27 protein-coding genes and 3 pseudogenes are annotated in these 26608 nt (G+C 59.7%); 15 read left to right on the forward strand and 15 right to left on the reverse strand.

Annotation, left to right across the window (positions count from 1 at the left end; all coding sequences use genetic code 11):
• Positions 1-45: 45 nt before the first annotated feature.
• The 7 genes and pseudogenes from secY (at position 46) to LPU83_RS46235 (ending at position 5460) form a co-directional block, all read left to right on the forward strand.
• The gene (secY, locus tag LPU83_RS46205; RefSeq protein ID WP_024314767.1) at positions 46-1386 is read left to right on the forward strand and encodes a preprotein translocase subunit SecY; all 1341 of its coding nucleotides are present in this window, start codon (positions 46-48) and stop codon (positions 1384-1386) included.
• A complete protein-coding gene (locus LPU83_RS46210; RefSeq protein WP_024314766.1) occupies positions 1383-2033 on the forward strand; it encodes an adenylate kinase in 651 nt (216 codons plus the stop codon). Before secY ends, LPU83_RS46210 begins: the two co-directional genes overlap by 4 nt.
• 220 nt (positions 2034-2253) lie before the next feature.
• On the forward strand, positions 2254-2622 hold the full coding sequence (gene rpsM / locus LPU83_RS46215) for a 30S ribosomal protein S13 (RefSeq protein ID WP_024314765.1): 369 nt from the start codon (positions 2254-2256) through the stop codon (positions 2620-2622).
• A 134-nt stretch (positions 2623-2756) separates the two neighbouring features.
• Entirely contained in the window at positions 2757-3146 is a 390-nt protein-coding gene (rpsK, locus tag LPU83_RS46220) for a 30S ribosomal protein S11 (RefSeq protein ID WP_003547577.1), read from the forward strand.
• Between the two features lie 100 nt (positions 3147-3246).
• On the forward strand, positions 3247-4257 hold the full coding sequence (locus tag LPU83_RS46225; RefSeq protein WP_024314764.1) for a DNA-directed RNA polymerase subunit alpha: 1011 nt from the start codon (positions 3247-3249) through the stop codon (positions 4255-4257).
• A gap of 145 nt (positions 4258-4402) precedes the next feature.
• On the forward strand, positions 4403-4828 hold the full coding sequence (gene rplQ, locus LPU83_RS46230; protein WP_024314763.1) for a 50S ribosomal protein L17: 426 nt from the start codon (positions 4403-4405) through the stop codon (positions 4826-4828).
• A 251-nt stretch (positions 4829-5079) separates the two neighbouring features.
• A pseudogene (locus tag LPU83_RS46235) lies at positions 5080-5460 on the forward strand (VOC family protein).
• A gap of 63 nt (positions 5461-5523) precedes the next feature.
• Here the strand turns inward: LPU83_RS46235 and msrQ are convergent.
• Together msrQ and msrP are read right to left on the reverse strand one after the other, a co-directional pair.
• Complete coding sequence (gene msrQ, locus LPU83_RS46240; RefSeq protein ID WP_024314762.1) at positions 5524-6180, reverse strand: protein-methionine-sulfoxide reductase heme-binding subunit MsrQ; 657 nt, start codon at positions 6178-6180, stop codon at positions 5524-5526.
• Positions 6180-7127 carry a protein-methionine-sulfoxide reductase catalytic subunit MsrP gene (msrP, locus tag LPU83_RS46245; RefSeq protein ID WP_024314761.1) on the reverse strand — a complete coding sequence of 316 codons (948 nt, stop codon included), beginning with the start codon at positions 7125-7127 and terminating at the stop codon, positions 6180-6182. The genes msrQ and msrP overlap by 1 nt, the downstream gene beginning before the upstream one ends.
• Positions 7128-7446: 319 nt before the next feature.
• Here msrP and ilvD point away from each other — a divergent pair, with 319 nt between their 5' ends.
• The gene (ilvD, locus tag LPU83_RS46250) at positions 7447-9285 is read left to right on the forward strand and encodes a dihydroxy-acid dehydratase (protein ID WP_024314760.1); all 1839 of its coding nucleotides are present in this window, start codon (positions 7447-7449) and stop codon (positions 9283-9285) included.
• Positions 9286-9321: 36 nt separating this feature from the next.
• Here the strand turns inward: ilvD and LPU83_RS46255 are convergent.
• A pseudogene (locus tag LPU83_RS46255) lies at positions 9322-9677 on the reverse strand (lysozyme inhibitor LprI family protein).
• Between the two features lie 350 nt (positions 9678-10027).
• Here LPU83_RS46255 and LPU83_RS46260 point away from each other — a divergent pair.
• Together LPU83_RS46260 and LPU83_RS46265 are read left to right on the forward strand one after the other, a co-directional pair.
• On the forward strand, positions 10028-11431 hold the full coding sequence (locus LPU83_RS46260; RefSeq protein WP_024314759.1) for a DegQ family serine endoprotease: 1404 nt from the start codon (positions 10028-10030) through the stop codon (positions 11429-11431).
• On the forward strand, positions 11428-12744 hold the full coding sequence (locus LPU83_RS46265; RefSeq protein ID WP_024314758.1) for a replication-associated recombination protein A: 1317 nt from the start codon (positions 11428-11430) through the stop codon (positions 12742-12744). Before LPU83_RS46260 ends, LPU83_RS46265 begins: the two co-directional genes overlap by 4 nt.
• Here LPU83_RS46265 and LPU83_RS46270 read toward each other — a convergent pair whose 3' ends face one another.
• Both LPU83_RS46270 and dapA read right to left on the reverse strand, forming a co-directional pair.
• Positions 12745-13047: a DUF1883 domain-containing protein gene (locus LPU83_RS46270; RefSeq protein ID WP_024314757.1), complete on the reverse strand. Its 303-nt coding sequence runs from the start codon at positions 13045-13047 to the stop codon at positions 12745-12747.
• Between the two features lie 481 nt (positions 13048-13528).
• The gene (dapA, locus tag LPU83_RS46280) at positions 13529-14440 is read right to left on the reverse strand and encodes a 4-hydroxy-tetrahydrodipicolinate synthase (RefSeq protein WP_037069375.1); all 912 of its coding nucleotides are present in this window, start codon (positions 14438-14440) and stop codon (positions 13529-13531) included.
• 400 nt (positions 14441-14840) lie between these two features.
• On the opposite strand from dapA, the pseudogene LPU83_RS46285 reads away from it, so the two are divergent.
• Positions 14841-15296, forward strand: a pseudogene (locus tag LPU83_RS46285) (phosphotransferase); the annotation flags it as partial.
• 157 nt (positions 15297-15453) lie between these two features.
• On the forward strand, positions 15454-15861 hold the full coding sequence (locus LPU83_RS46290) for a DoxX family protein (protein ID WP_024314754.1): 408 nt from the start codon (positions 15454-15456) through the stop codon (positions 15859-15861).
• Positions 15862-15876: 15 nt separating this feature from the next.
• Here the strand turns inward: LPU83_RS46290 and LPU83_RS46295 are convergent, their stop codons facing one another.
• The 8 genes from LPU83_RS46295 to LPU83_RS46330 form a co-directional block, all read right to left on the reverse strand.
• A complete protein-coding gene (locus LPU83_RS46295) occupies positions 15877-16650 on the reverse strand; it encodes a bestrophin-like domain (RefSeq protein ID WP_037069378.1) in 774 nt (257 codons plus the stop codon).
• A gap of 102 nt (positions 16651-16752) precedes the next feature.
• The gene (locus LPU83_RS46300; protein ID WP_037069381.1) at positions 16753-17544 is read right to left on the reverse strand and encodes a sulfite exporter TauE/SafE family protein; all 792 of its coding nucleotides are present in this window, start codon (positions 17542-17544) and stop codon (positions 16753-16755) included.
• 15 nt (positions 17545-17559) lie between these two features.
• Positions 17560-18492, reverse strand: coding sequence for an N-acetyl-gamma-glutamyl-phosphate reductase (argC, locus tag LPU83_RS46305; protein ID WP_024314751.1), 933 nt, complete (start codon positions 18490-18492; stop codon positions 17560-17562).
• A 63-nt stretch (positions 18493-18555) separates the two neighbouring features.
• Complete coding sequence (speB, locus tag LPU83_RS46310; RefSeq protein ID WP_024314750.1) at positions 18556-19515, reverse strand: agmatinase; 960 nt, start codon at positions 19513-19515, stop codon at positions 18556-18558.
• Positions 19516-19607: 92 nt separating this feature from the next.
• The gene (locus tag LPU83_RS46315) at positions 19608-19910 is read right to left on the reverse strand and encodes a putative quinol monooxygenase (protein WP_024314749.1); all 303 of its coding nucleotides are present in this window, start codon (positions 19908-19910) and stop codon (positions 19608-19610) included.
• A gap of 137 nt (positions 19911-20047) precedes the next feature.
• The gene (rpsI, locus tag LPU83_RS46320; protein WP_024314748.1) at positions 20048-20515 is read right to left on the reverse strand and encodes a 30S ribosomal protein S9; all 468 of its coding nucleotides are present in this window, start codon (positions 20513-20515) and stop codon (positions 20048-20050) included.
• Positions 20516-20517: 2 nt separating this feature from the next.
• Positions 20518-20982, reverse strand: a complete 465-nt coding sequence (gene rplM / locus LPU83_RS46325) for a 50S ribosomal protein L13 (RefSeq protein WP_024314747.1) — start codon at positions 20980-20982, stop codon at positions 20518-20520.
• Positions 20983-21205: 223 nt separating this feature from the next.
• On the reverse strand, positions 21206-21637 hold the full coding sequence (locus tag LPU83_RS46330; protein WP_024314746.1) for a PaaI family thioesterase: 432 nt from the start codon (positions 21635-21637) through the stop codon (positions 21206-21208).
• Between the two features lie 73 nt (positions 21638-21710).
• Here LPU83_RS46330 and LPU83_RS46335 point away from each other — a divergent pair, with 73 nt between their 5' ends.
• A complete protein-coding gene (locus LPU83_RS46335) occupies positions 21711-22544 on the forward strand; it encodes an enoyl-CoA hydratase (protein WP_024314745.1) in 834 nt (277 codons plus the stop codon).
• 1 nt (position 22545) lies between these two features.
• Here LPU83_RS46335 and LPU83_RS46340 read toward each other — a convergent pair whose 3' ends face one another.
• Together LPU83_RS46340 and LPU83_RS46345 are read right to left on the reverse strand one after the other, a co-directional pair.
• The gene (locus LPU83_RS46340) at positions 22546-23382 is read right to left on the reverse strand and encodes an EamA family transporter (RefSeq protein WP_024314744.1); all 837 of its coding nucleotides are present in this window, start codon (positions 23380-23382) and stop codon (positions 22546-22548) included.
• 411 nt (positions 23383-23793) lie between these two features.
• Positions 23794-24123 carry a hypothetical protein gene (locus LPU83_RS46345; RefSeq protein ID WP_024314743.1) on the reverse strand — a complete coding sequence of 110 codons (330 nt, stop codon included), beginning with the start codon at positions 24121-24123 and terminating at the stop codon, positions 23794-23796.
• Between the two features lie 104 nt (positions 24124-24227).
• Here LPU83_RS46345 and LPU83_RS46350 point away from each other — a divergent pair, with 104 nt between their 5' ends.
• Both LPU83_RS46350 and LPU83_RS46355 read left to right on the forward strand, forming a co-directional pair.
• A complete protein-coding gene (locus LPU83_RS46350) occupies positions 24228-24656 on the forward strand; it encodes a CoA-binding protein (protein ID WP_024314742.1) in 429 nt (142 codons plus the stop codon).
• A gap of 110 nt (positions 24657-24766) precedes the next feature.
• A complete protein-coding gene (locus LPU83_RS46355; protein ID WP_024314741.1) occupies positions 24767-26050 on the forward strand; it encodes an O-acetylhomoserine aminocarboxypropyltransferase in 1284 nt (427 codons plus the stop codon).
• Positions 26051-26608: the final 558 nt, after the last annotated feature.

Raw genomic sequence — 26608 nt, forward strand, 5'->3', positions numbered from 1 at the left:
CACCTCGCTTGGCTTGAGCCCGAAATTGGTAGCGCGGAGAAACGCATGGCGTCTGCAGCGGAACAGTTGGCTTCCAACCTCAATTTCTCGACCTTCGCCAAAGCCGAGGATCTCAAGAAGCGCCTGTGGTTCACACTGGCAGCTCTCCTCGTGTACCGGCTGGGTACGCACATTCCGCTCCCAGGCCTCAATCCAGAAGCTTATGCCCAGGCCTTCCGTGGCCAGGCGGGAGGCATTCTCGGCCTCTTCAACATGTTCTCGGGTGGTGCCGTGCAGCGCATGGCAATCTTTGCGCTCGGCATCATGCCTTACATTTCTGCTTCGATCATCGTGCAGCTGATGACCTCGGTCGTCCCGGCGCTCGAAAACCTGAAGAAGGAAGGCGAACAGGGCCGCAAGATCATCAACCAGTACACGCGCTACGGTACGGTCCTCCTCGGTGCGCTTCAGGCCTACGGCATTTCCGTCGGTCTTGAGAGCGGCAACGGCCTGGTTGTCGATCCGGGCATCTTCTTCCGCGTTTCCACGGTTGTTACGCTGCTCGGCGGCACGATGTTCCTGATGTGGCTCGGCGAGCAGATCACCTCGCGCGGCATTGGTAACGGCATTTCCCTGATCATTTTCGCAGGGATCGCAGCCGGCCTTCCGCAGGCTCTTGCTGGCACCCTTGAACTCGGCCGCACAGGCGCCCTGTCGACGACGCTAATTCTCGCGGTCATCCTCGTCGCGATTGGGGTCATCGCCATCATCGTTTTCGTCGAACGCGCGCAGCGCCGCCTTCTGATCCAGTATCCGAAGCGTCAGGTCGGCAACCGCATGTTCCAGGGCGATACCTCGCATCTGCCGCTGAAGCTCAACACCTCGGGTGTTATCCCGGCGATCTTCGCGTCCTCGCTGCTGTTGCTGCCAGCGACGCTCGCAGGCTTCGCAAACACCTCGTCCTTGCCTGCATGGGCAACCTCGATTGTGGCCGCGCTTGGGCACGGCCAGCCGCTCTACATGCTTTTCTATGGCATGCTGATCGCTTTCTTCGCCTTCTTCTACACGGCGATCGTCTTCAACCCGAAGGACACGGCCGACAATTTGAAGAAGCATGGCGGCTTCATCCCCGGTATCCGTCCGGGTGAGCGGACCGCAGAATATATCGACTACGTGCTGACCCGCATTACGGTAATTGGCGCGATCTACCTCGTTTTCGTGTGCATTCTGCCTGAAATTCTTGTGTCGCAAACGGGCATTCCGTTGTCCCTGGGTGGCACTTCGCTCTTGATCGTGGTTAGCGTAACTCTCGATACGGTGGCACAGATTCAGGGTCATCTGATCGCACAGCAGTACGAAGGCCTGATCAAGAAATCGAAGTTGCGCGGAGGAAAGAGGGGGCGATGAGACTCATACTGTTAGGGCCGCCGGGTGCGGGTAAGGGGACCCAGGCTCAGCGGATCGTGGAGAAGTACGGAATTCCGCAACTCTCCACGGGTGACATGCTCCGTGCTGCCGTTGCGGCTGGTACGGAGGTAGGCATGCGGGCAAAGGCCGTCATGGACGCCGGCAAGCTTGTCTCCGATGAGATCGTCAATGCCATCGTCTCCGAGCGTCTGGATGCTCCAGATTGCGGCAAGGGTTTCATTCTCGACGGTTTTCCGCGCACGCTGGTTCAGGCCGACGCCACGGAAACCATGCTGAAGAGCAAGGGCCTGGAACTCTCCACCGTGATCGAGATCCAGGTCGACGACAACGTCCTCGCCGACCGCGTCTCCGGACGCTACACCTGCGCCAACTGCGGTGCAGGCTACCACGACACCAACGTCAAGCCGAAGGTAGAAGGCGTCTGCGACCGTTGCGGCTCGACACACTTCAAGCGCCGTCCCGACGACAACCGTGAAACGGTCGTCACGCGCCTGCAGGCCTACTACAAGGAGACATCTCCACTGATCGGCTACTACTATGCCAAGGGCAAGTTGAGGTCGGTCGATGGCATGGCGGACATCGATCACGTCACCGGCGAGATCGATAAGGTACTTTCGAAGCTTTAGTCTTTGAAAATAAACTTGGCGGAAGCGGTTGCTTTTCAGCACTGATTCCGCTAAACACCGCGCCAACTCGCGACATTTGATGCGATCGGCGCGGATTTCCAGGGAAGTCCGGGTTCGGTCTTTTTGACATGTACGAACCCAAATTTGAACGAGCGGCCGGTTCGGCTGCGCAACGAAAAACCTCTTGCCGGATGGCAACGGGAACGCAAGGAGAATAGGCGTGGCACGTATCGCTGGCGTCAACATCCCGACTGCGAAGCGCGTCGTTATCGCGCTGACGTACATTCACGGGATCGGTTCAAAATTCGCGCAGGAAATCATGGAAAAGGTTGGCCTGCCGGCTGACAAGCGCGTCCATCAGCTGACGGACTCCGAAGTCCTGCAGATCCGTGAAACCATCGACCGTGACTATCAGGTCGAAGGTGACCTGCGTCGCGAAACCTCGATGAACATCAAGCGTCTGATGGACCTCGGTTGCTACCGCGGCCTGCGTCATCGCCGTGGTCTTCCGGTCCGCGGTCAGCGCACGCACACCAATGCTCGTACCCGCAAGGGCCCGGCAAAGGCTATCGCTGGTAAGAAGAAGTAATTTCCGGGAAACCGGAGGTGAGGGGGCTGGCGGTCTGCGCCGGCCTCTTTTGAGTTTCGGGCAGGGCCGCAAGGTCTCGTTCCGGTGTAGCCGCTGGCATTACGGCGGTGAAGAGATCCAAGAAAGGGATTTAGATGGCCAAGGAAGCCGTACGCGTTCGCCGTCGCGAACGTAAAAACATTTCGTCGGGTGTTGCCCACGTCAATTCGACCTTCAACAACACGATGATCACCATCACTGACGCACAGGGCAACGCGATTGCCTGGTCGTCGGCTGGCGCCAAGGGCTTCAAGGGCTCGCGCAAGTCAACCCCGTTCGCTGCCCAGATCGCTGCTGAAGACTGCGCCAAGAAGGCTCAGGAACATGGCATGAAGTCGCTGGAAGTCGAAGTTTGCGGTCCGGGTTCGGGTCGCGAATCCGCTCTGCGCGCGCTCCAGGCTGCTGGTTTCATGATCACGTCCATCCGCGACGTGACGCCGATCCCGCACAATGGCTGCCGCCCGCGCAAGAAGCGCCGCGTCTGATCATCGCCACTCACAACGCCGGTGAGCGGATTTTCGCCCCCGGTGCTTCTCAAGCTCGGTTGCCACGATTGGATGGTGGCAACGAACGGAAGGCAAAAATATGATTCAGAAAAACTGGCAGGAATTGATCAAGCCGAACAAGGTCGAGTTCTCGTCGAGCTCGCGCATCAAGGCGACGCTCGTAGCAGAGCCGCTTGAGCGTGGTTTCGGCCTCACCCTCGGTAACGCGCTTCGCCGCGTTCTGCTGTCCTCGCTGCGCGGTGCCGCAGTCACGGCTGTGCAGATCGATGGCGTGCTGCATGAGTTCTCGTCGATCCCGGGCGTCCGCGAAGACGTGACGGACATCGTGCTCAACATCAAGGAAATCGCCATCAAGATGGATGGCGATGACGCAAAGCGCATGGTCGTGCGTAAGCAGGGCCCTGGCGTTGTAACGGCTGGCGACATCCAGACGGTCGGTGACATTGAAATCCTCAACCCCGAGCATGTCATCTGCACGCTCGACGAGGGTGCGGAAATTCGTATGGAATTCACCGTCAACAACGGCAAGGGCTATGTTCCGGCCGATCGCAATCGTGCGGAAGATGCTCCGATCGGTCTCATCCCGGTCGACAGCCTTTATTCGCCGGTCAAGAAGGTGTCCTACAAGGTAGAAAATACCCGTGAAGGACAGGTTCTCGACTACGACAAGCTGAACATGACGATCGAGACCGACGGTTCGATCTCCGGCGAAGATGCCGTCGCTTTCGCGGCTCGCATTCTCCAGGATCAGCTTGGCGTGTTCGTCAACTTCGACGAGCCGCAGAAGGAAACCGAAGAGGAAGCAGTTACCGAACTCGCTTTCAACCCGGCGCTCCTCAAGAAGGTGGACGAACTCGAACTGTCTGTTCGCTCGGCAAACTGCCTGAAGAACGACAACATCGTCTACATCGGTGACCTCATTCAGAAGACCGAAGCAGAAATGCTCCGCACGCCGAATTTTGGTCGCAAGTCGCTGAACGAAATCAAGGAAGTTCTCGCTTCCATGGGCCTGCACCTCGGCATGGAAGTGCCGGCATGGCCGCCTGAGAACATCGAAGATCTCGCCAAGCGCTACGAAGACCAATACTAAGGCCGCAAGCGCTCCTGCGGAGCGCATAAAGCTTGGCCTTAGCATGTTAAATGGCGCATATGCCTTGTCGCTCCGGCTGGAGCCGGAGCGGGACATGCGCAGGTTCAAACGGCAGGCGGATGCCTGCAAGTGAAGGAGAATAGCAATGCGCCACGGTAAAGCCGGCCGCAAGCTGAATAGAACCGCTAGCCACCGCAAGGCAATGTTTGCCAACATGGCGGCTTCGCTCATCACCCATGAGCAGATCGTGACCACCCTGCCGAAGGCAAAGGAAATCCGTCCGATCGTTGAAAAGCTCGTCACCCTCGGCAAGCGCGGTGACCTGCACGCTCGCCGTCAGGCGATCTCGCAGATCCGCGACGCCGCTGTCGTTTCGAAGCTCTTCGACACGATCGCTTCGCGCTACGCAACCCGCAACGGCGGCTACCTGCGTATCATGAAGGCTGGCTTCCGCCAGGGCGACAACGCTGCTCTCGCCGTCATCGAATTCGTTGACCGCGACACCCACGCCAAGGGCGCAGCCGACAAGGCTCGCGTAGAAGCCGAAGCGACTGCAGCTGAAGCCGCTTAATCATTTCCGGTTCGCCGGAATCAAAACAGCCGGGCTGCGAAGCCCGGCTGTTTTTGTTTGGGGCGCTGTGTTCGGGGACAAAAGCGGTGTTTTCGATCGCGGCCTGATGGTCTCTGGTCACAGAAGAGGCTCTTCTGGGCATCCGGACAACGAGCATATCGAGATCGGGCACCCATCGGATGCTTGTCGAGCAAATTTCGGATCGGCGTTGGCTTTGCCTCTGCCGTCAGGCGCTCCAAGGAGTGCGCAGCGTGATCGACCACATAACCATTGCAATGAGTGATCTGCAGAAGAGCAAGCTGTTCTACGAAAGCGCTTTTGCATCGCTGGGGTACAAACTTTCCTTCGGTAAGGTGAGCGTATTCTGGGCTTTCGCTATTGGCGGCGGCAGCCTATTCGAGATCCAGCAGGCGGACAGCGAGCCGCCTTTGACGCGCCTGCACGTCGCCTTGCGAGCTCGTAGGAAGACGGACGTCGACCCTTTCTAGGCCGCGCTCGAGGCCGGTGCCAAGGACAATGGTGCTCCCGGTCCACGACCGCAATATGCTCCTGATTATTACGCCTGCTTCGTTCTCGATCCCGATGGCTACAACATCGAAGCCATGATCAATCAGCCAGCGGCGGGAGCGTGACCGGACGCGTGCCCGATCCGCCTGGCGCCCGCCCGCGGAAGGCTGCATGGGGCACCTGTGGCATCACGACACGGTCGCAGGAGCCCGCGTGCGCTCGCGACCTTGCCCGCGCTTCCTACTCCGGGCAATCGGCCGCCATGAGCGGTAGAGGATCAAGAGGATCAGCAGACCGATATAGATGGATTGCTCGAGGCCGAGGAGTTTGGTCGACAGCGCGAAATGCAGCGCGCCGCAGGCTGCCACGATGTAGACGAGGCGGTGCAGGCGGACCCAGTTCGGTCCCATGCGGCGGATCGAGAAATTGTTGGAGGTCACGGCAAGTGGAATAAGCAACGTCAGGCCCGCCATGCCGAACATAATGAAGGGGCGCTTCACCACGTCATTGATGACAGCCGAAAAAATCAAGGCCTGGTCGAGGACCATGTAGACCGTGAAGTGCATCGCCACGTAGTAGAAGCAGAGCAGGCCGAGAGCGCGGCGATAGCGGAGATAGTTCCAGCCGAGCAGATCGCGGGCAGGGCTGACGACAAGCGTCAGGATCAGGAAGCGGATCGCCCACAGACCCAGGAAGAGTTCGAAGGTCTTCACCGGATCGGCGCCGAGCTGGTCCGTCGCCCCGAGATAGAAGGTCCAGGCAGCAGGGAGGAGCCCCGCCACGTAAAGGAGCCACACGGATGCCGGCTGCCAGCGTTTCGGAAGCGCGAGCGAGAAATCCGTCATTAGAAATTCGCCTTTAGATCCATGCCGCTATAGAGGCTGGCCACCTCGTCGGCATAGCCGTTGAACGGCAGTGTGGGGTGGCGGCTCGCACCGAAGAAGCCACTTTCGCCGATGCGCCGCTCTGTTGCTTGGCTCCAGCGCGGATGATCGACCTCGGGGTTGACGTTGGCGTAGAAGCCGTATTCCTGCGGATTGGTGACCTGCCAGGTGTTCTTCGGCTCCCTGTCGGTCAGCGTGATCCGCACGATCGACTTGATGCCTTTGAAGCCGTATTTCCACGGCACGACCAGGCGGATCGGAGCGCCGTTCTGATTTGGCAAGGTCTCGCCGTAAAGGCCGACGGCGAGCAGCGTCAGTGGATGGCGTGCCTCGTCCAGCCGCAGGCCTTCCAAATAGGGCCAGTCCAGCGACTGGAAGATGCCCTTCTGCCCCGGCATCTCCTCCGGTCGCACGACCGTCTCGAAAGCGACGTACTTCGCGCTTCCGAGCGGCTCCACCTTGTCGAGCAGGGAGGCAAGGGGGAAGCCGTCCCACGGAATGACCATCGACCAAGCCTCGACGCACCGCATGCGATAGGTGCGGCTCTCGATCGGAAATTCCTTCATCAGCGCTTCGACGTCGAACGTGCCGGGCTTGTTGGCCATGCCGTCGACCTTGATCGTCCAAGGCCGCGGCTTGAAGTCGCCCGAAAGTGCCGCGGGATCGCCCTTGTCGAGCCCAAATTCATAGAAATTGTTGTAGCTCGTGACATCCTTGAGCGGCGTCGTCTTCTCGTCGACGGTGTATTTACTTTCGATGACCGACAATGCTGCGGCACTGGCCTTGCCGGCGCTGTAGAGCGCCATGGCGCCCAGCGTCGCAGCGCCGAGGAACTCGCGACGCCTCAGGTAGACCTGCTGCGGCGTGATCTCCGAGGTGGCGATCTTTGGGGGACGATAGGATAGCATCTGAAACCTCCTGAGCATTCGAGCTCGGCCTGAACCTTCAACGCGTCACATGCGTCTTTGGATCATTGTTTATGCCCACCGACAGGCCTGCGGAAAGCCAACTTTTTGTGTACGGTGTTTGGCGGAATAGTCTGTAACAAAACCACTGCGGCGACCGTATATGCTCGATGCGTGCAGGCGTACCGGTTTCAGCCTTCCCGGTAGTGACAGTACAGGTCGTTTGGATTAGGACAATTCCAAAAATCAGCGATCGCCCGGCCGCGCAATACCGTTGCCGCCCTGCATCGCCGACGATTTCACGACGCGTGAGGAATACGCCATGCCAGCTTATCGTTCCAGAACCACGACCCACGGCCGCAACATGGCGGGCGCGCGCGGCCTTTGGCGCGCCACGGGCATGAAGGACTCCGATTTTGGCAAGCCTATCATTGCGGTGGTGAACTCTTTTACCCAGTTCGTGCCCGGTCACGTCCATCTTAAGGACCTCGGCCAGCTTGTCGCTCGCGAGATCGAAGCGGCCGGTGGTGTCGCCAAGGAGTTCAACACCATTGCCGTCGACGACGGCATCGCCATGGGCCATGATGGCATGCTCTATTCGCTGCCCTCGCGCGAACTGATCGCCGACAGCGTCGAATATATGGTCAACGCCCATTGTGCCGACGCCATGGTCTGCATCTCCAATTGCGACAAGATCACTCCCGGCATGCTGATGGCGTCGCTCCGCCTCAACATCCCGACGGTCTTCGTGTCCGGTGGTCCGATGGAAGCCGGCAAGGTGGTCCTGCATGGCAAGACGCATGCACTCGATCTCGTCGATGCGATGGTCGCGGCCGCCGATGACAAGATCAGCGACGAAGATGTCAACGTGATCGAGCGCTCGGCCTGTCCGACCTGTGGCTCGTGCTCCGGCATGTTCACCGCCAATTCAATGAACTGCCTGACCGAAGCGCTTGGCCTGTCGCTGCCAGGCAACGGCTCGACGCTCGCAACGCACGCTGACCGCAAGCGCCTATTCGTCGAGGCCGGCCACCTGATCGTCGATCTAGCTCGCCGCTACTACGAGCAGGACGATGTCAAGGCTCTGCCGCGCACGATCGCCTCCAAACAGGCATTCGAGAACGCGATGGCCCTCGACATCGCCATGGGCGGTTCGACAAATACCGTCCTGCACATCCTGGCGGCTGCGCACGAAGGCGAGATCGATTTCACGATGGCCGATATCGACGCGCTGTCGCGCCGCGTTCCCTGCCTTTCCAAGGTCGCCCCGGCAAAGAACGACGTCCACATGGAAGACGTTCATCGCGCCGGCGGCATTATGTCGATCCTGGGCGAGCTGGATAAGGGCGGCCTGCTCAACCGAGAATGCCCGACGGTCCATGCGGAAACGCTTGGCGATGCGATCGATCGTTGGGACATCACCCGCACCAATAGCGAAACCGTCCGCAATTTCTACCGCGCTGCGCCAGGCGGCATCCCGACCCAGGTTGCCTTCAGCCAAGAAGCGCGCTGGGACGATCTGGACACGGACCGCGAAAAGGGCGTCATCCGCTCCGTCGAACATCCGTTCTCGAAGGATGGAGGCCTTGCGGTTCTCAAGGGCAACCTCGCCCTCGACGGCTGCATTGTGAAAACCGCGGGCGTCGATGAATCGATCCTGAAATTCTCCGGTCCGGCCAAGGTTTATGAAAGCCAGGATGCAGCGGTGAAGGCCATCCTGTCGAACCAGGTCGTGGCCGGCGATGTCGTCGTCATCCGCTATGAAGGTCCGAAGGGCGGTCCCGGGATGCAGGAAATGCTCTACCCGACGAGCTATCTGAAGTCGAAGGGCCTCGGCAAGGCGTGCGCGCTGATCACCGACGGGCGGTTTTCGGGAGGCACCTCCGGCCTTTCCATCGGCCACGTCTCGCCGGAAGCCGCAAACGGCGGCATCATCGGTCTGGTTTGCGAGGACGACATGATCGACATCGACATCCCGAACCGCATCATCAGCCTGCGCGTCGATGACAAGGAACTGGCGAACCGCCGCGCCGAGCAGGAGGAGAAGGGCTGGCATCCGGCCGAGCAGCGCAAGCGCAACGTCACGACGGCGCTGAAGGCCTATGCTGCCTTCGCAACCAGCGCCGACCGCGGCGCCGTTCGCGACCTTGGCAGCCGCTGAACTGCTGATCAAGGGCGTGCATTGATGGACCGGTCGCTAAAGCGGCCGGTTTATTTTTTATAGGTCTCGTCCAGCTGCTTCAGGCGTTCGTCGTAGGCGGCCTTGATGCAAGCCGCATCGGAAGCGCATTCCTGGCGTTTCTTCAGCCAGGCCGTTTGCCCGTCCTGCAACGTGCCGCGCGAACCCATCGCCATCAGCCCGGAAAGCAGGTCGAAGGTCGTCACCATCTTCACATCGGCGTCGTTCAGCGCGCGGTTCTCGCAAATCACCTTTTCGTCCGGCTTCAACTCCTTGGCCTCGCAGTCGAAGCTCGCGGCATAGGAAATGCTGGCAAGGGCCGTGCAATGGATACATATCGCGAAAGGGAGAAGTGTGCTGCGGAGACGTCTCATGCATGAGTTCCTGTTCAATTCGCTGTGGAGCTGCCCATGGGTAGATGATGCACGCCGTGGCTTCGGCAAGAACAGAGTCGCGTTTGCAGGATGAATTGACGGGGAGACGTTCTCTATCGCCATCCGAGAAGGGCTCGTCGCTGCCATCCGTAGAGTCAAGATGTCTCTCACGGGTGACTTTGACCGCCTTTGTCATTAGATATCAGTTGCATGGAGCTCCTTCCTGAATCGATTTGCGAGGCGTGTTCAGCAGTTCGTGAGCTGCTTTATTCTTCCATGCTTCCGCCCTCTTTCCTTTCTAGCGTCCGGCGCTACAACGTCTTCACAAGAGAATTTCAGAAGGACTCCCCATGCAATACCTGTTGAAGCGCGCAGCCCTGCCTTTTGTGGCTCTGGTGCTCGCGCTACCGGTTTCCGCCAATGCTCAGACGGCCAAGACTGTCCCGCAGAGCCAGATGGAGATGCAGCTTTCCTTCGCGCCGCTGGTCAAACAGACGTCCGGAGCCGTCGTAAACGTTTATGCGGAAAAGACGGTACGCAGGCAGTCTCCCTTTGCCGGCGATCCCTTCTTCGAGGAGTTCTTCGGTCAGCAGATGCCGAACCGCAGCGAGAAGCAGTCGTCGCTGGGATCCGGCGTCATCGTTGAAGCAAACGGAACGATCGTCACGAACAATCACGTCGTGGAAGGCGCCGATGATATCAAGGTTGCGCTCTCCGACGGGCGGGAATTTCCGTGCAAGGTCGTCTTGAGGGATGACCGCGTCGATCTCGCTGTTCTCAAGGTCGATACGAAGGAAAGCTTCCCGACGCTGCCGCTCGGCAATTCCGATGCCGTCGAAGTCGGCGATCTCGTCCTGGCGATCGGTAATCCATTCGGTGTCGGCCAGACGGTCACGAGTGGCATCGTTTCGGCGCTGGCGCGCAACCAGGTCGTCAAGAACGAGTTCGGTTTCTTCATCCAGACGGACGCGTCGATCAACCCCGGCAATTCCGGCGGCGCGCTGATGAACATGAAGGGCGAGCTGATCGGCATCAACACGGCGATCTTTTCGCGCGGCGGCGGCTCAAATGGAATCGGCTTTGCGATCCCCGCCAATCTGGTCAAGGTGTTCCTCGCCTCGGCCGATGCGGGCGTAAAATCCTTCGAGCGCCCCTATGTCGGCGCGACGTTCGATGCGGTGACGTCCGAGGTTGCCGAGGCGCTCGGGCTCAACAAGGCGCGCGGCGCCCTCGTGGTCAAGGTGAGTGACGGCAGCCCGGCTGCGAAGGCTGGTTTGAAGACAGGTGAAATCGTGACCGCCGTCGACGGCATTGCGGTCGAGCATCCGGATGCGCTTCTCTATCGCCTGACAACGGCAGGGCTTGGCAAATCGGTGCAGCTGACCGTGGTTGAGAACGGCCGCGAGCAGCAGATCGCGCTGGCACTCGCCAGAGCGCCCGAGACGGCTCCACGCGACCAGCGCACGATCGGCGGCCGCACGCCCTTTACGGGCGCCGTGGTCGAAAACCTGTCGCCTCGCGTCGCCGACGAGCTTCGTATGCCCTCGGAGTCGACCGGCGTGGTTGTTTCCGAGGTGAAGGAGGATTCCCTTGCCGCTCGCCTCGGCTTTGAGCCGAAGGACATCATCATCTCGATCAACGGCACCGAAGTTAGGACGACCAAGGAACTGGCCGCCGTCGCCGACGAGGATCCGAGCTTCTGGCGCGTCGAGATCGAGCGCGATGGCCAACGCATCAGACAGTTTTTCCGATGAGCGACGATCTTTTTGCACCGCATATTCCCGAAGAGGTCGCTAATCGGCGGCCTCTCGCCGATCGCCTGCGACCCCGGACACTCTCGGAAGTGACCGGCCAGGAGCACCTGACCGGTGAAGACGGTGTATTGCGACGCATGATCGAGAGTGGCTCGCTCGGCTCGATGATCTTCTGGGGGCCGCCTGGAACCGGCAAGACCACCGTCGCCCGGTTGCTGTCGGGCGAGGCAGGTCTCGCATTCGAGCAGATATCCGCGATTTTCTCCGGGGTGGCGGATCTGAAGAAGGTATTTGAAACGGCGCGCATGCGCCGGATGGATGGCCGGCAAACGCTACTCTTCGTCGACGAGATCCATCGCTTCAACAGGGCGCAGCAGGACAGCTTCCTTCCTGTCATGGAGGACGGCACGGTCATCCTTGTCGGCGCTACCACCGAGAATCCGTCTTTCGAACTCAACGCGGCCTTGTTGTCGCGCGCTCGCGTGTTGACGTTCAAGTCGCACGACGATGAAAGCCTTGAGGAATTGCTGAAGCGTGCCGAGGCCGTGGAGGGCAAGGTATTGCCGCTGGCGGAAGACGCGCGCGCAAGCCTGCTGCGAATGGCCGACGGCGACGGTCGCGCCGTGCTGACCCTTGCGGAGGAGGTTTGGCGTGCTGCTCGGGATGGAGAAACCTTCGACACGGAGGGCCTGACCCGGATCGTGCAGCGTCGCGCCCCGGTCTATGACAAGGCGCAGGATGGGCACTACAATCTCATCTCTGCACTGCATAAATCCGTCCGCGGCTCCGACCCCGATGCGGCGCTTTACTATCTCGCTCGCATGTTCGACGCCGGCGAAGATCCGCTTTACCTCGGCCGGCGGCTCGTTCGCATGGCCGTCGAAGACATCGGCTTGGCCGACCCGCAGGCGCTGGTGATCTGCAACGCCGCGAAAGATGCCTATGACTACCTCGGTTCGCCGGAGGGCGAACTGGCGTTGGCGCAGGCTTGCGTCTATCTGGCGACTGCGCCGAAATCGAACGCCGTCTATACAGCCTTCAAGGCCGCGACGATGGCTGCCAAGCAGAATGGCTCCCTGCTGCCGCCGAAGCACATCCTGAATGCACCGACAAAGCTGATGAAGGGGGAGGGCTACGGTGAGGGCTATCGCTACGACCACGACGAGCCGGACGCCTTTTCCGGCCAGGACTATTTCCCAGAGAAAATGGGCCGGCAGACTTTCTACGATCCGCCGGAGCGCGGCTTTGAGCGGGATATCCGCAAGCGGCTTGAATGGTGGGCGAAGCTCAGGAAGGAACGCAATCAGAGCTGATCAGGAGGCACGGACCTGTCCAGCGGGCGCGACAAGTTTGACGGCGGATTCCGCAAGCCCGTGATGGCCTTCCATGTCGACGACCAGATGCCAATGTCCGCTGTCGGGAATGGATAGACGGATGGGAGACTTGCGCGCGACACCGCCGACATATTTGAAGTCGAGAACTTCGGTAAAGCGCAGATAGTTTGGTGCCGTCATCAGGCGAACATTCGCGACCGCGTTCAACGTCACCTCGATGATCGTCCCGGCGCGCTGTTCCTTCAGATCGTAGTGGGTAAAACGGAAGTTCGGTTTCGGCATCGGTCTGTGGCGTGGCTCGTCTCTGCCAACACCATAGCCCATTCCAGTTAAGGAAGCGTTCGCCATTTGCGGCGGACCGAACGACCTGGCGCCACTCGTATCAGATTCGTGGATGTCGTTGTCGCCGCGGTCGAGCGCGCTGAACTGCAGGACGACCTCCTCGGCCGCGCGGCAAATCTGCTCGGGATGATGATCGCACTCGGCTGCAAAATGGCGCGCGGCCTGCTCGCTGATGAATACGCCTCCCACGAGCCCCTTCCGGTCTTGTACGACCCAGCGGCCGTTTCGATCCTTGCCGATGATAAAGCGCGCTGAGTTCTGGCGTTGGAGGGGGGCGATTGCTGAAGCAGATCGAAGAGAGGGCATCGATGTTCCTTTCGAATTGTCTTCTGCCTTGGGAACAGGCGGTTGCGACGTTCATGACGTTAGTGGCAATGACATCCACCTTCCATTGGCTGGATCTAGAGAAAATATAAAAATATCATATAGATATGGCGCTTTTTTGGATCTCGGAGAGGCACGCCAGCGCTTGCGATACCGACTGTTTCCCATCGTCATCAAGAGCCAGAAGAGGCAGACGGACCTCCGGATCGATCTGCTGCAAAGTCTGTAACGCGTGCTTAATCGCCGCGGGGTCGACCTCAGCACCCAACGCGGTCGTCAGCGGAGCCAGCCTGTCCTCGAGCAGGCGCGCAGCCGAGAGGTTGCCGCCGCGCGCCGCCTGCTGCAGCGATGCATACAAACGCGGGCATACGTTCGCAGCAGCCGAGATGATGCCGCGGACACCGGTGCTCAGAAACGAGAGCGCCGTTGCGTCCCGATCGGAAAGCCGCAGGAAGCGCTGGCATAAGTCCGAAGGCATGGCCCGTGCAGCGGTGCTGCCGTCGGCAAGGAGCATGCCGACGATTGACGGGATATCGGCAAGGGCCGTGAGTGTAGGCAAGGTCACATCGATTGCCGTGCGCAGCGGGTTGTTCTCAACGATCAGGGGAAGGTGCGTCGCGGCCGCAAGCTGCGCGAAGTGACCGGCAATCCCCTTTTGGCTGGGTTTCGAATAGTAGGGCAGCGTCACAAGGGCTGCGCTCGCTCCCAACTCTTCGGCATCGCGCGTCAACGCGATCGTGCTTGCCGTCGCATTCGTGCCGGTTGCGGCAATCACGGGAACACGACCGCCGGCGAAGCGAACACAAGTAAGGATAACTGCGGCGCGCTCGCTTCTGGTGAGTGTCGGCCCCTCACCAGTCAGCGTGCAGACGGCAAGGCCGTCAACACCGCCACGGATCTGCCGCTCAGCCAATCGCTCCATTTTGGAAAGATCGAGTGCTCCGTCCCGAAACGGCGTTATGAGCGCAGTCGTCGTGGCGCCTAGGCGCAATGCTCTGTCTGCCGGTATCCCGGTGGCTCAAAGTCCACCGAGAATGACGTAGAGTTCGACCGCGGCAAGCACGACGCCGAACAGGATGAGCGCCTGGGCCGTACGTCGTTCGCGCATCTGCCTTTTCGGTGCCGGGCGGCGCGGGCGGGTGAGAGGAGCGTTCGACAGCATGAAGTTTCGCATGGCATTCAACCTTCGCATTTCATGGGAAGGCTAACGCCGTTCACGGTAGGAATTCCATTCGTGGGTAGGTGCGCAGATATAGAAATCGCATAAAGGAGCGGACCCGCCGAAGGCGTTCACTCCGGAGAAAATTTCTGAAATTGCAGATGGTTATTGGAAAATCCCGAATCATCCTCTTAGGAACTTGATTCAACGTCCGAGGAGCCGAGGGCGAACCCAGGGTTGATCTCGTCGCCGCGGCGGTTCACTGAAAGTCTACGACGCGCAAACGCGCGAGGCGCTTGTGCGGCTGGATGGCCGGATCGACACGCAACTGGCCACGCAGGTCTGGGACTCAGCTCTTTCGACTTCGTGGCAAGGTGTACCCGTCTGGTTCCACGGTGACATCGCCTACGGCAATCTTCTGATCAGAAACGGTCGGCTCGATGCCGTCATCGATTTCGGGACGTCGGGCGTTGGCGACCCTGCCTGTGATCTCGCAATCACCTGGCAGCTTTTCGAGGGGGAGAGCCGCGAGGTCTTTCGCAAGGCACGCCCGCTGGACGCGGGAACGTGGGCGCGAGGCCGCGGATGGACGCTGTGGAAGTCCCTGATAGTCGTTGCCGGCATGACAGGCGCAAATCCCGTAGACGTCAAGAGGTCGTGGCAGGTCATAGACGGCGTGCTGGCCGATCATTTGGCTTGGGCGTGAGACCCTCGGGATCGCGGAGTCGAAAATGATGGCGGATGCATGTCGGGAGGGACGATTCAGCTGCGTCCTTTGGGGGAAGGCTTCGCAATCGCAGGTGCTGGGAAGCTGGAAGTCTGGACAATGACGCTGAACGGCTTCGGGCCGAGGGGGAGACGAGATGAGCAAGACGATTGCAATTCTGCTGGCGCGACTGATCTTTGGCGCCGTTTTCGCGATGGCCATGAGCTTCAAGTTCATGGATATTCAGTCCACCGCAAGCTATATCGCCGCGGCAGGCTTTCCATTCCCGCTCTTCCTCGCCTGGATAGCGGCAATCTTCGAACTTGCCCTGACCCTTGCATTCCTCACGGGGGCCTTCTTTTCAGAAGCCTCGTTCCTGGCCGGCATCTACGTGGTCTTCCTGGCGTTTGCGTTCCATGGCCCCAGCCACTGGAGCGGCAATCAGGCGGAGTTCGGCTTCTTCGTCGATCACTTCACCTTCCTCGCTGGCCTACTTTTCGCAGCCGTGCACGGTCCGGGAAACGCGCTGGTCGTGAAGGCGCGCTCGCCATTGACGGCGCGATAGGCACGGACGGTCAGCCTATCCGGAGGCCGGAGGTGTCGCCAATTCATCGAGCAGGCGTTCAAACGCTGTCGGCTTCAGCGTGGCCGGCGGATTGTAGGGATCGGAGAATGCGTAGATGAAGAAGAGTATGATGCCGGTGAAGGCGCCGAGCACCGAAAGTAGAAGTAGGTTTCGCGGATCCGGCGGATAGGGGTAGTAGCCGAGCGCCATGAACACGACGCCGGAAACCGCTGCGAACCAGAAGATGATGCTAATGGAATCGGTGCCGCTGTTTTCCCGTTTGTCTCGGGCCTCGGCGATGCGGTGCACATCGCTGAGCATGTGCTCGCGAATGCTCTGTTGGCGCGCATTGGTTGGTGTCAGGTCGAGCACACGCTGATAGACGTTATCCCACTTGTTCCACGCCGCGGGGGATAGCTGCCCCGTGGCTCCGAGCAGGCGCCACTCATCGTCGACGACGATCTGCACATACTCGAAGAGCGCTTGCTGGATGGGGGCCTTCTCGTCGGCGCCGTAGCGATCCGCATCGAAATAGACGTCCGCGATCGCGTTCGCTTCCGTGACACTCTCAAATTTTAGCTGCTGATACTCGATCATCTCCTGAGCGAAGACGAGGGCCAGGATGAGTGCGTGCAGTGACGCGATCCGCATGACGATGGCACCGGCAAGTTCCCTGTCTTTGCCGGTCGGATCGCTGCCCATGATCAGGCGCATCAGAAAATAGAAAACTAGTGTTACGACGATCGTACCGCCGACAAAGGCAATACCGAACAGGACGACTGCATTCATGCCGCGCTCCCCCAAAGGTCACCCATGACTTTAGGCGGCTGGCAAAATTGATCAACGACGGTTGCTCGGCGCTTCATTCAGCAGTTTGACGAAGAAATATGCTCAGCGGAGGATCCCGTCGAGCGCCGGCATTCCCATGATGGCGGAGGCTGCGATCAGCAGATAGCAGATCGTTCGGAACGTGCTCTCCTTGCCAAGCCCAAACAGCTTCGAGCCGACGTACAGGCCGATGGCGTAACTCGGCAGAATCACGATCGTCAGTGCGAAGACGGCTTGAACGAAGAGCCCACCGAAATAGTAGCTGACGACGCTGAAGCAGGTCGAGATCGCGAAATAGAGAATGACGTTTGCTCGCACCCGGGCAAAATTGGTCTTGCCGCCGAGCCAATAGGCAACGACCGGCGGTCCACCAAGCTGGGCGGCGCCGCTGAAGAGGCCGGCAACGAGACCTGTCATGGAGGTAAGCGATGTTCGCGGTTCGCCATGGTACCGCCACCCGGAAACAAGCAATGCAAGCAGGCAAATGGCAATCGCTGTGATCGCCCAGCGCAACGTCAGCGGATCCACCAACGCCAGGGCTGCTGTACCGGCGGGCACCCCAAGTACCGCGCCCGCAGCCATGGTGAAGACTTCGTGGCGGTTGGCGCTGCGCCAGGCCGGCGGAATCATGCCGAGCGTCGCAAGACCATCGATGACAAGCAGGACGGGCGAAATCAGCTTCGGACCGATGATTGCGCCGCCAAGCGGAATGAAGATCAGCGCAGCTCCAAATCCGGAGAAGCCGCGTGCCAGTCCCGCAATGAAGGCTATGGCGACGAGTGACAGAATGCCGTGATCCGGCAAGGCGGCGACAAACCACGCGCCCGTGTTCGCCAGCAGCGTATCAAGCGACACCGATCGGTTCCGGGACTACGAGGCGAGCATCAGGTCCATGTTCTGGACAGCGGCCCCCGAAGCACCCTTGCCAAGGTTGTCGAGCAGCGCAACGAGATTGATCTGCGACGCGCCTGGCGTGCCAAACACGAAGAGCTTCATCGTGTCCTTGCCAGCAAGCTCGACAGCATCGATGCGCGGGAGTTTGCGGCTTTCTTCCAGCGGCACAACCGTCACGATGTCCTGACCCGCGTAGTGGGCCACAAGAGCAGCATGGATGCTTTCAAGCGTCGTGCCTTCCGCCAGATCATCGAGATGCAGCGGCACCTGAACGATCATGCCCTGCGGGAACTTGCCGACTGACGGGGAGAAGATCGGCGCGCGATCCAGCAGGCCGTGGATCTTCATCTCGGGCACGTGCTTGTGCGTCAGCGTCAGGCCGTAGAGGAAGTGCGGCGCAGCGATCGCATCGTTGCGGTTCTGGTCTTCGATCTGCGCAATCATCTGCTTGCCGCCGCCGGTATAGCCGGAGACTGCATTGACCGTGACCGGATAGCCGTCGGGCAGGATGCCGGCAGTGCGCAGCGGCCGTAGGAGGCCGATCGCACCGGTCGGGTAGCAGCCCGGATTGGCGACGAAGCGTGCCGACTTGATCTTGTCTGCCTGTTCCTTGTCCATTTCCGCAAAGCCGTAGGCCCAGGAAGGATTGACACGGAACGCCGTGGAGGTGTCGATCACCCGCACGTTGTTGTTGCGCGAGACCATCTGCACCGCTTCCTTCGAAGCGTCGTCGGGCAGGCAGAGGATGGCGATATCGGCGCCGTTCAGCATATCCTCGCGCATCGCGGCGTTGCGACGCTCAGCTTCCGGGATGGACAAAAGCTCGACATCGCGACGGCCGGCCATGCGCGTGCGGATCTGCAAGCCCGTCGTGCCGTGTTCGCCATCGATGAAGATCTTCGGTGCCATTGTCTTGCTCACACTTTCAATAGGTTAGAAAGAAGTCCGGAATCATTTTGCAAGAAGGATGAGTCAGCCGTGTGACGCGCTGGCGCGGCGCTCGGCATGCAGCCCCAGCATATACATCGCGACCGTCGCCCCCGCAATGGCGGTGATGTCAGCGTGATCGTAAGGCGGCGAGATCTCGACGACGTCGGCGCCCCTGATATCCAGCTGGTGCAGACGCTGCAGCACGGAGAGGATCTTGGCGCTCGAGGGACCGCCCGCTACAGGCGTACCGGTGCCCGGCGCATAGGCGGGGTCGAGGCAATCGATATCGAAGGTCAAATAGGCTGGCGCGCCACGCGTATGTGAGATGATCGTCGAGGCGATGTCGCCGGCGCTCATCTCCTCAAGTTGATGGCCATAGAGAATATGAATGCCGAAATCCTCGGGCGCATGGGTGCGGATGCCGATCTGGATAGAGCGATCCGGATCGATGATGCCATCGCGCGCAGCCCTTGCCACGAATGAGCCGTGGTCGATCCGCCTGTTGTCGTCGAACCAGGTGTCCTGATGCGCGTCGAACTGGACGAGTGCCAGCGGCCCGTGTTTGGCGGCATGTGCCTTGAGGATGGGCCAGGTAACGAAATGGTCGCCGCCAAGGGTCAGCATGAAGGCGCCACTGTCGACAATGGTCTTGGACTGCCTCTCTATTGCTTCCGGCGTCTCGTGGTGATTGCCGTAGTCGAGCAGGCAGTCGCCGTAGTCGATTACGGCCATCTCGGCAAAGAGATCGCGATTGAAAGGATACTGCGGGTCGTTGTCGAAGATCGCCGACGCACGCCGTATCGCTTGCGGCCCGAATCGCGTCCCCGGCCGATTGGAGGTCGCGGCATCGAAGGGAATACCCCAGACCACGGCGTCCACGCCGGTCAGGTCCTTGGTGAAACGGCGTCGCATGAACGACAGCGCGCCGGCAAAGGTCGGGTCGCTGGCTGCCGAGGTCAGGTTCGTTGCCGTAAATGCATGGTCGATCGACTTGTTGGCCAAGAAATGCTCCTCGAGGGTGTTTTGTCCGCTATGCCTACCAGAAACGAATCTCAAACCGAATGGGCAAAGCTGGTCGCTCGGCCAAGCCTGGTTTAGCCCGGCAGCTTCTCCGCCAGCACTTCGGGAGTCCTCAGCTGCGGAGCCTCGGCAAGCAGCTCCTCTGCTCGGGCCATCAGCGCCGCGGCCACCTTGCCATTCAAATGCGCCTGTCGGCCGGCCTCGTCATCGAAGGCATCGAAGATGGCGAATGTCCTCTGGTCATAGCGAACGGCAAACCATGTCACCGTGCCCGGTTCCTGCGCGACAAGAGCCTGGGCGCTTTTCAAGAACGTGGCCACTTCTTCTTCCTTGCCGGACCTTGCTTTCAGTTCGACATAGATTGCTTGCTTGGTCATTCCTGCCTCCCTTGGCGTGCGCGTGAAGCGCGTGGAATGCGGTAGAACTGGCAAGGGAACTTGGCCGCTTCAAGCGCCCGCCAAAAGAAAAGGCCGGGCAAGAGCCCGGCCTTCGCAATTCCGTATTCCAGTAGCGATTAACGCTTCGAGAACTGGAACGAACGGCGGGCCTTGGCCTTGCCGTACTTCTTACGTTCAACAACGCGGCTGTCGCGGGTCAGGAAGCCGCCCTTCTTCAGGACCGGGCGCAGGCCCGGCTCGAAGTAGGTGAGGGCCTTGGAAAGACCGTGACGAACGGCACCGGCCTGGCCGGAAAGACCGCCGCCTGCAACCGTTGCAATGATGTCGAACTGGCCGTCACGGGCAGCAGCGACGATCGGCTGACGCAGAATCATCTGCAGAACCGGCCGCGCGAAGTATTCCGCGAATTCCTTGCCGTTGACGATGATCTTGCCGGAACCCGGCTTGAGCCAAACGCGGGCAACGGCGTTCTTGCGTTTGCCGGTCGCGTAGGAACGGCCAAGCGAATCGACCTTACGGACGTGAACCGGAGCAGTCGCTGCTTCGGACGTGCCGAGATCCTTCAGGGAGGAGAGGTCAGCCATTCTTAGGCGCTCCTTACATTCTTTTTGTTCAGCTTGGCCACGTCGAGAGCGACAGGCTGCTGGGCTTCATGAGGATGGTTGGAACCAGCGTAAACGCGGAGGTTCTTCATCTGGCGACGGCCGAGCGGGCCACGCGGAACCATGCGCTCAACAGCCTTCTCGAGAACGCGCTCGGGGAAGCGACCTTCGATGATCTGGCGAGCGGTACGCTCCTTGATGCCGCCGGCAAAACCGGTGTGCCAGTAGTAAACCTTGTCGGAATACTTCTTGCCGGTGAAGACGACCTTGTCGGCGTTGATGACAATGACGTTGTCGCCGTCGTCAACGTGAGGCGTGAAGGTAGCCTTGTGCTTGCCACGCAGGCGCATAGCGATAACAGAAGCGAGACGACCAACGACAAGCCCTTCGGCGTCGATGATGACCCACTTCTTCTCCACCTCTGCAGGCTTCTGGGAGAAGGTTGCCATAGTTGTTACTCTCTTTTGATCCCTCGGCCCGAAGGCGAGAGGGCGTTTCTTGTTGCTTGGTTTGGCTGTCCGAAGATACACCAAAAAGAAAGCAGCCCGGAAAGGCTGCATTTCTGGCGGTGTGTATAGAGGCAAAGCGGAACGCGGTCAATATTCTCAGGTTGGTACCTGATAAAAATGTACAAGCAAAATCAGTAGGTTAAGCGTGTGGTATTTTGGTACCTCATATTTCTCGCGGCGGAATGGAGTAAGTCGCGGTCGCATGGGCGATCAACTCATCTGCATTCTCCTGGAAAATTGAGGCGTCGATGACGGCGAGGCGCTTACCAAGCTTGAGAACACGGCAGGTGCAGGTCGTTGGCCTCAGCTTCGGCAGGCGCAGGAAATTGATGCTGAGATTGGTGGTAACCGCCAGCGCGACCGGCCCTATATGCGCCAGTACTGCCGCATAGGCCGTCACGTCCGCCAAAGTGAAGAGGGCCGGGCCGGACACGGTGCCACCCGGTCGCAAATGCCTCTCGCTCGGGTCGAGCCGCATCGAGACGCTGCCGGGTCCGATCTCGGTAATCGTGAACACGCGCCCATCCGTGTGGATCTGCGGAAAGTCCGTATCCAAAAAACGGTGGAGCTCGTCGATCGTCATGATCGGCTGCATGACTTTGCCTCGAAATTGCTTGTCGCCTGTGGCAGAACAATTAGCACGAAAAAGCAATGCAGGGAGTTAGACCATGGCCGAAGTCGTATCCTTTCGAAAGGACCCGAACAAAGCCGGCGATGGCGCGCTCGTCATTCCGCAGTTGAGCGACGGCGTGCTGCGGCTGACGCTCAACAATCCGCCCGCAAATGCACTGTCGATCGCCGTCATGGAGACCCTGATCGGTGAACTCCAATGCGTCGCAGAAGACGCTGCTGTTCGCGTGGTCATCATCGCGTCGACGGGCAATGTCTTTTCCGCAGGTCACGACCTCAAGGAGTTGACCGCGCATCGCGCCGATGAGGATGGAGGCGAGGCATTCTTCGAAGAAACCTTCGCATTGGCAGCTGATCTCATGCTGGAGATCACGCGCCTGCCGAAGCCTGTCATTGCCGAGATCGACGGCCTTGCAACCGCCGCCGGCTGCCAGTTGGTCGCTTCCTGCGACCTCGCGATCTGCACCGATACGGCGACCTTCTGCACGCCGGGCGTCAATATCGGCCTGTTCTGCTCGACACCGATGGTGGCGGTCTCGCGGGCAGCGCATCGCAAGCAGGCGATGGAAATGCTGCTCACCGGCGAGACGATCGACGCCTCTACCGCCAAGGATTTCGGCCTCGTGAACCGCATCGTGCCGAAGCAGTATCTGACGCAGGTCGTCACCAAGTATGCGGCCATCATTGCAAGCAAATCGCCGCTGACGCTGAAGATCGGCAAGGAGGCATTCTATCGCCAACTCGAAATGCCGATCGAGGACGCTTACGGCTACGCCGCGCAAGTCATGGTCGACAATATGCTGACGGCCGATGCCGAAGAGGGGATCGGAGCCTTCCTTTCCAAGCGCATGCCGCAGTGGACGGGCGAATAACTTAGCCGCGTTTCAGGATCAGCCCACCGAGCGCGATGATTGCGCCGGCGAGATAGCGCCAGGGACTCGCCCTTTCCTTCAGCACGATGACGGAAATCAGCAGGGCGAAGAGAATCGACGTCTCGCGCAGCGCTGCAACGGTTGCGACGGGCGCCTTGGTCATTGCCCAGAGCGCGAGGCCGTAGGACGCAATCGATCCGCCGCCACCGATCAGGCCACGCCACCAGTTGTAGCGGACATGCATTGCGACTGCGACGGCACCCCTGTTGGAAATCGCCCAGGCGAAGAGCAGCACGGGCGGCAGCAGCGACATCCACAGGGTATATGACACCGCATTGCCAGAGACGCGGGCGCCGATGCCGTCCACATAGGTGTAGGTCGCAATGACACACGCATTGGCGAGCGCCAGCCTGATCGCGTGCCCGCTGCCATTTCGTGCCTCGAAAACCAGCGTCAGGATACCGGCGCAGATCGTCATCGTGCCGATGAGCGCGCCCGTCGACAGTTTCTCATCCAGAACGAAGCCGCTGGTGGCTGCAATCAGGAGCGGCGCGCACCCGCGCATCAGCGGATAGACGAGGCCGATATCGCCTGCACGATAGGCGCCGGCAACAAGCTGGAAATACACGAATTGCAGCACGGCCGAAGCGCCGATGAAGGGCCACGCCGCCGAGTTCGGCAATGGCAGGAACATCAGGAAGGGAAGGGCGCAAACGGCGCCGCCCGCTGATATCAGGCTGGCATCCAGCGACTTGTCCGTGCCCGCCTTGATCATGGCGTTCCATGTCGCGTGCAGCAGAGCACCAAACAGAACGAGTAAAATGACGTGGAGCGGCAAAAAGACCACCGAATGGTGTGAAAACAGCAACTGCGAACTGCTTGTTACGCCGCTGTCGGTAAAAAGCAATCCCGATTGATGAAGCGACGGAGGGCGCTTCTGTTCTCTTATGTGTTAGGCAACCGGAAGCTGCTGTTTCCGAGCCCGATCAAAAGAGGAACGTACACCAGAAGTGTTTATTTGGCGCTCGCTTATTCAACTATGAGGCGTTGCTAACATACGCAGGAACATATGTGAACATATACAGGATATACATAGAACTCTGACGTCGGCTGCGGGCGTGTCGCTTCGAATTTTACAGGAGTGTGACAAAGCCATCACGAAATCCTTCGATCCACCCGATCTTCGGGGAGCGCGCACTTGTGTCAGCAAGGCTCACGCCTCACGATTTAGCAAAGCAGGAGCCGACTTTTACAGCGAGTAATAGGGGATGATAAACATCCCGTCGAGGTTGTCGATATTCTGGCAATTCAGGACACGGCACCTCGGATTGTCCTTTGTCGGGATGGTCGTCCATTCCGCGTATTTGTTGGCGTCGCAATAATTGCTGTTACGAATGTAGCGGTCGAACAGTGTCGTGCCGGGCATCCGCTTCGATGGATATCGCAAAATCACGGCGCCCTCATTGTGGATCGCTGCGCGCGCTGCCTGGCAGCTTATCGTGAGCGAATTGTATCGCGAAATGGCAAGCGCCGGGGAGGCGACCATGACAAAGGCGACCACAACAACCAATTTTTTCATGGGAACATCCTCCGTCGGCGTCCTAAATTCCTATATAGGCGGAAGCTAACTGCTGGTTTCAACGAAGCGCGAAATAAACGCGATTGTTCTTGGAGGCGAAGCCCTTGAATCACGATAAATATGAGGATGACTACATCCTCGATATTTTGCGTTCCGTGAAGACGATTGCCCTGACTGGCGCTTCGCCGAATCCCGCTCGGCCGAGCAATGGTGTGATGGGCTATCTGCTGTCACGGGGATACAACGTCATCCCTGTGAATCCGGGCCAGGCAGGCAGGCAGATCCAGAGCCAAACGGTTTACGCCCGGCTCGCCGATGTGCCTGGAGCCGTAGACATGGTCGAGGTCTTCCGGGCTTCGGAATATCTGTCCCGCGTTGTCGATGAGGCATTGGCGATGAACCCGCAACCGAAGGTGATATGGGCGCAGCTTGGCGTGCGTGATGATGCGGCGGCCGCAAGAGCCGAGGCGGCCGGCATCAAGGTGGTCATGGATCGCTGCCCGGCCATCGAGTATCCACGCCTGATCGGCTAAAGGGTTGGATTTTTCAAATAGCGTGTCTGGGTTGAAATGGAACGCGATTAACTTTTTGCGATCGTCGGCTATGCTCGCCGCCATTCGATCAAGCTGAATGGGAGGGCTTCATGGCCAATAACGGTCCGGGTTTCAATACGTTGGCAATCCATGCGGGGGCGCAGCCGGACCCCGCGACCGGCGCACGCGCGACGCCGATCTACCAGACGACGGCTTACGTCTTCAACGATTCGGATCATGCGGCCGCCCTTTTCGGTCTGCAGCAGTTCGGCAACATCTACACCCGTATCATGAACCCGACCCAGGCCGTGCTCGAAGAGCGCGTCGCGGCGCTCGAAGGCGGCACTGCGGCGCTCGCCGTTGCGTCCGGCCACGCGGCGCAGGTGATCGTCTTTCACACGATCATGCGTCCCGGCGAGAACTTCGTGGCCGCAAAGCGGCTCTATGGCGGCTCGATCAACCAGTTCGGCCATGCCTTCAATAATTTTGGCTGGGAGGTTCGCTGGGGCGATTCCGCAGATCCGGCAAGCTTCGAAAGCCAGATCGATGACAAGACGCGTGCGATCTTCATCGAAAGCCTCGCCAATCCGGGCGGCACCTTCGTCGACATCGCAGCGATCGCCGCGGTGGCGCACAGGCATGGCCTGCCGCTGATCGTCGACAACACCATGGCCAGCCCCTATCTTATTCGGCCGATCGAACACGGTGCCGATATCGTCGTGCATTCGCTGACGAAATTTCTCGGCGGCCATGGCAATTCCATGGGCGGCATGATCGTCGACGGCGGGACCTTCGATTGGTCGAAGTCCGGCAACTACCCGATGCTCTCCGCGCCGCGGCCGGAGTATAATGGCGTGGTCTTGCACTCGACCTTCGGCAATTTCGCATTCGCCATCGCGTGCCGCGTGCTCGGTCTGCGCGATCTCGGTCCGGCCATCTCGCCCTTCAATGCGTTCCTGATCCTGACGGGCATCGAGACGTTGCCGCTGCGCATGCAACGCCACAGCGACAACGCGATCGCTGTCGCAAAGTGGTTGAAGGCACACAGCAAGGTCGCCTGGGTGAATTATTCCGGCCTCGACGACGATCCGAACCATGCGCTGCAGCAGCGCTACTCGCCGAAGGGCGCCGGCTCCGTCTTCACCTTCGGCGTCAGGGGCGGTTATGAGGCCGGCAAGACGCTGGTCGAAGGATTGGAGCTGTTCTCGCATCTCGCCAACATCGGCGATACCCGCTCGCTCGTGATCCATCCGGCGTCGACCACGCACCGCCAATTGACGGACGAGCAAAGGATCGCCGCCGGTGCTGGTCCCGATGTCGTTCGCCTTTCGGTCGGCATCGAGGATGTGAAGGATATCATCGCCGATCTCGAGCAATCGCTGGCGAAGATATGAATGTCCTTCGCAGCAAACGTTTGTAATTTCGCAGACTACCTTTGTCGAAATACAACCATAGGATCAGCGCCCGATTCGAACAGAGTCGGGCGCTGATTTCGTTTTGTCGTGACAGAAAAAGCGGTGAAATCGGGAGCCTGAAAATGTGGTTACCAATTTTGCTAAAATTTCATCAAATGGCTTTCGCGAAATGGAAATCTAAATATCTACGTTGTCTAATCTTTCCCATTAAGAAATGAAGCCGCTCGCGAAGAGCTCGCGGGCGGCTCGAAGCGGCTCGATGGATACGAGCGGAATGCGGCGTTCCTTCGCCTTTCGGTCCAGCCACAAATACCCCATAAAGAACTCGATGACCGTCTTCTCAGTCTCGAAGAAATTAATGACCGCGGGGTCCAGCCGCTCGAATGGCGTCTTTGAGTGGGGGCTACCCCGCCATTCGCGAGGCCGATTGCTTAGGCAGGCCGGACCGGCCGACGATCACTCTCACATCGTCACCCCGCCCCAAAGGAGCGTGCTGCTAAGGTTTAGGCGTGCTTCGTGTGCAACGGTTCGCAACAT

The organism is Rhizobium favelukesii (genome assembly GCF_000577275.2).
GTDB classification, from domain to species: domain Bacteria; phylum Pseudomonadota; class Alphaproteobacteria; order Rhizobiales; family Rhizobiaceae; genus Rhizobium; species Rhizobium favelukesii.

Bases quoted from the DNA above. Each gene is read 5' to 3' on its own strand.
- secY (WP_024314767.1), top strand. From the start codon at position 46: ATGGCGTCTGCAGCGGAACAGTTGGCTTCCAACCTCAATTTCTCGACC.
- LPU83_RS46210 (WP_024314766.1), top strand. From the start codon at position 1,383: ATGAGACTCATACTGTTAGGGCCGCCGGGTGCGGGTAAGGGGACCCAG.
- rpsK (WP_003547577.1), top strand. From the start codon at position 2,757: ATGGCCAAGGAAGCCGTACGCGTTCGCCGTCGCGAACGTAAAAACATT.
- LPU83_RS46225 (WP_024314764.1), top strand. From the start codon at position 3,247: ATGATTCAGAAAAACTGGCAGGAATTGATCAAGCCGAACAAGGTCGAG.
- rplQ (WP_024314763.1), top strand. From the start codon at position 4,403: ATGCGCCACGGTAAAGCCGGCCGCAAGCTGAATAGAACCGCTAGCCAC.
- msrQ (WP_024314762.1), bottom strand. From the start codon at position 6,180: ATGACGGATTTCTCGCTCGCGCTTCCGAAACGCTGGCAGCCGGCATCC.
- msrP (WP_024314761.1), bottom strand. From the start codon at position 7,127: ATGCTATCCTATCGTCCCCCAAAGATCGCCACCTCGGAGATCACGCCG.
- ilvD (WP_024314760.1), top strand. From the start codon at position 7,447: ATGCCAGCTTATCGTTCCAGAACCACGACCCACGGCCGCAACATGGCG.
- LPU83_RS46260 (WP_024314759.1), top strand. From the start codon at position 10,028: ATGCAATACCTGTTGAAGCGCGCAGCCCTGCCTTTTGTGGCTCTGGTG.
- LPU83_RS46265 (WP_024314758.1), top strand. From the start codon at position 11,428: ATGAGCGACGATCTTTTTGCACCGCATATTCCCGAAGAGGTCGCTAAT.
- LPU83_RS46270 (WP_024314757.1), bottom strand. From the start codon at position 13,047: ATGCCGAAACCGAACTTCCGTTTTACCCACTACGATCTGAAGGAACAG.
- LPU83_RS46290 (WP_024314754.1), top strand. From the start codon at position 15,454: ATGAGCAAGACGATTGCAATTCTGCTGGCGCGACTGATCTTTGGCGCC.
- LPU83_RS46295 (WP_037069378.1), bottom strand. From the start codon at position 16,650: ATGAATGCAGTCGTCCTGTTCGGTATTGCCTTTGTCGGCGGTACGATC.
- argC (WP_024314751.1), bottom strand. From the start codon at position 18,492: ATGGCACCGAAGATCTTCATCGATGGCGAACACGGCACGACGGGCTTG.
- LPU83_RS46315 (WP_024314749.1), bottom strand. From the start codon at position 19,910: ATGACCAAGCAAGCAATCTATGTCGAACTGAAAGCAAGGTCCGGCAAG.
- rpsI (WP_024314748.1), bottom strand. From the start codon at position 20,515: ATGGCTGACCTCTCCTCCCTGAAGGATCTCGGCACGTCCGAAGCAGCG.
- rplM (WP_024314747.1), bottom strand. From the start codon at position 20,982: ATGGCAACCTTCTCCCAGAAGCCTGCAGAGGTGGAGAAGAAGTGGGTC.
- LPU83_RS46330 (WP_024314746.1), bottom strand. From the start codon at position 21,637: ATGCAGCCGATCATGACGATCGACGAGCTCCACCGTTTTTTGGATACG.
- LPU83_RS46335 (WP_024314745.1), top strand. From the start codon at position 21,711: ATGGCCGAAGTCGTATCCTTTCGAAAGGACCCGAACAAAGCCGGCGAT.
- LPU83_RS46345 (WP_024314743.1), bottom strand. From the start codon at position 24,123: ATGAAAAAATTGGTTGTTGTGGTCGCCTTTGTCATGGTCGCCTCCCCG.
- LPU83_RS46355 (WP_024314741.1), top strand. From the start codon at position 24,767: ATGGCCAATAACGGTCCGGGTTTCAATACGTTGGCAATCCATGCGGGG.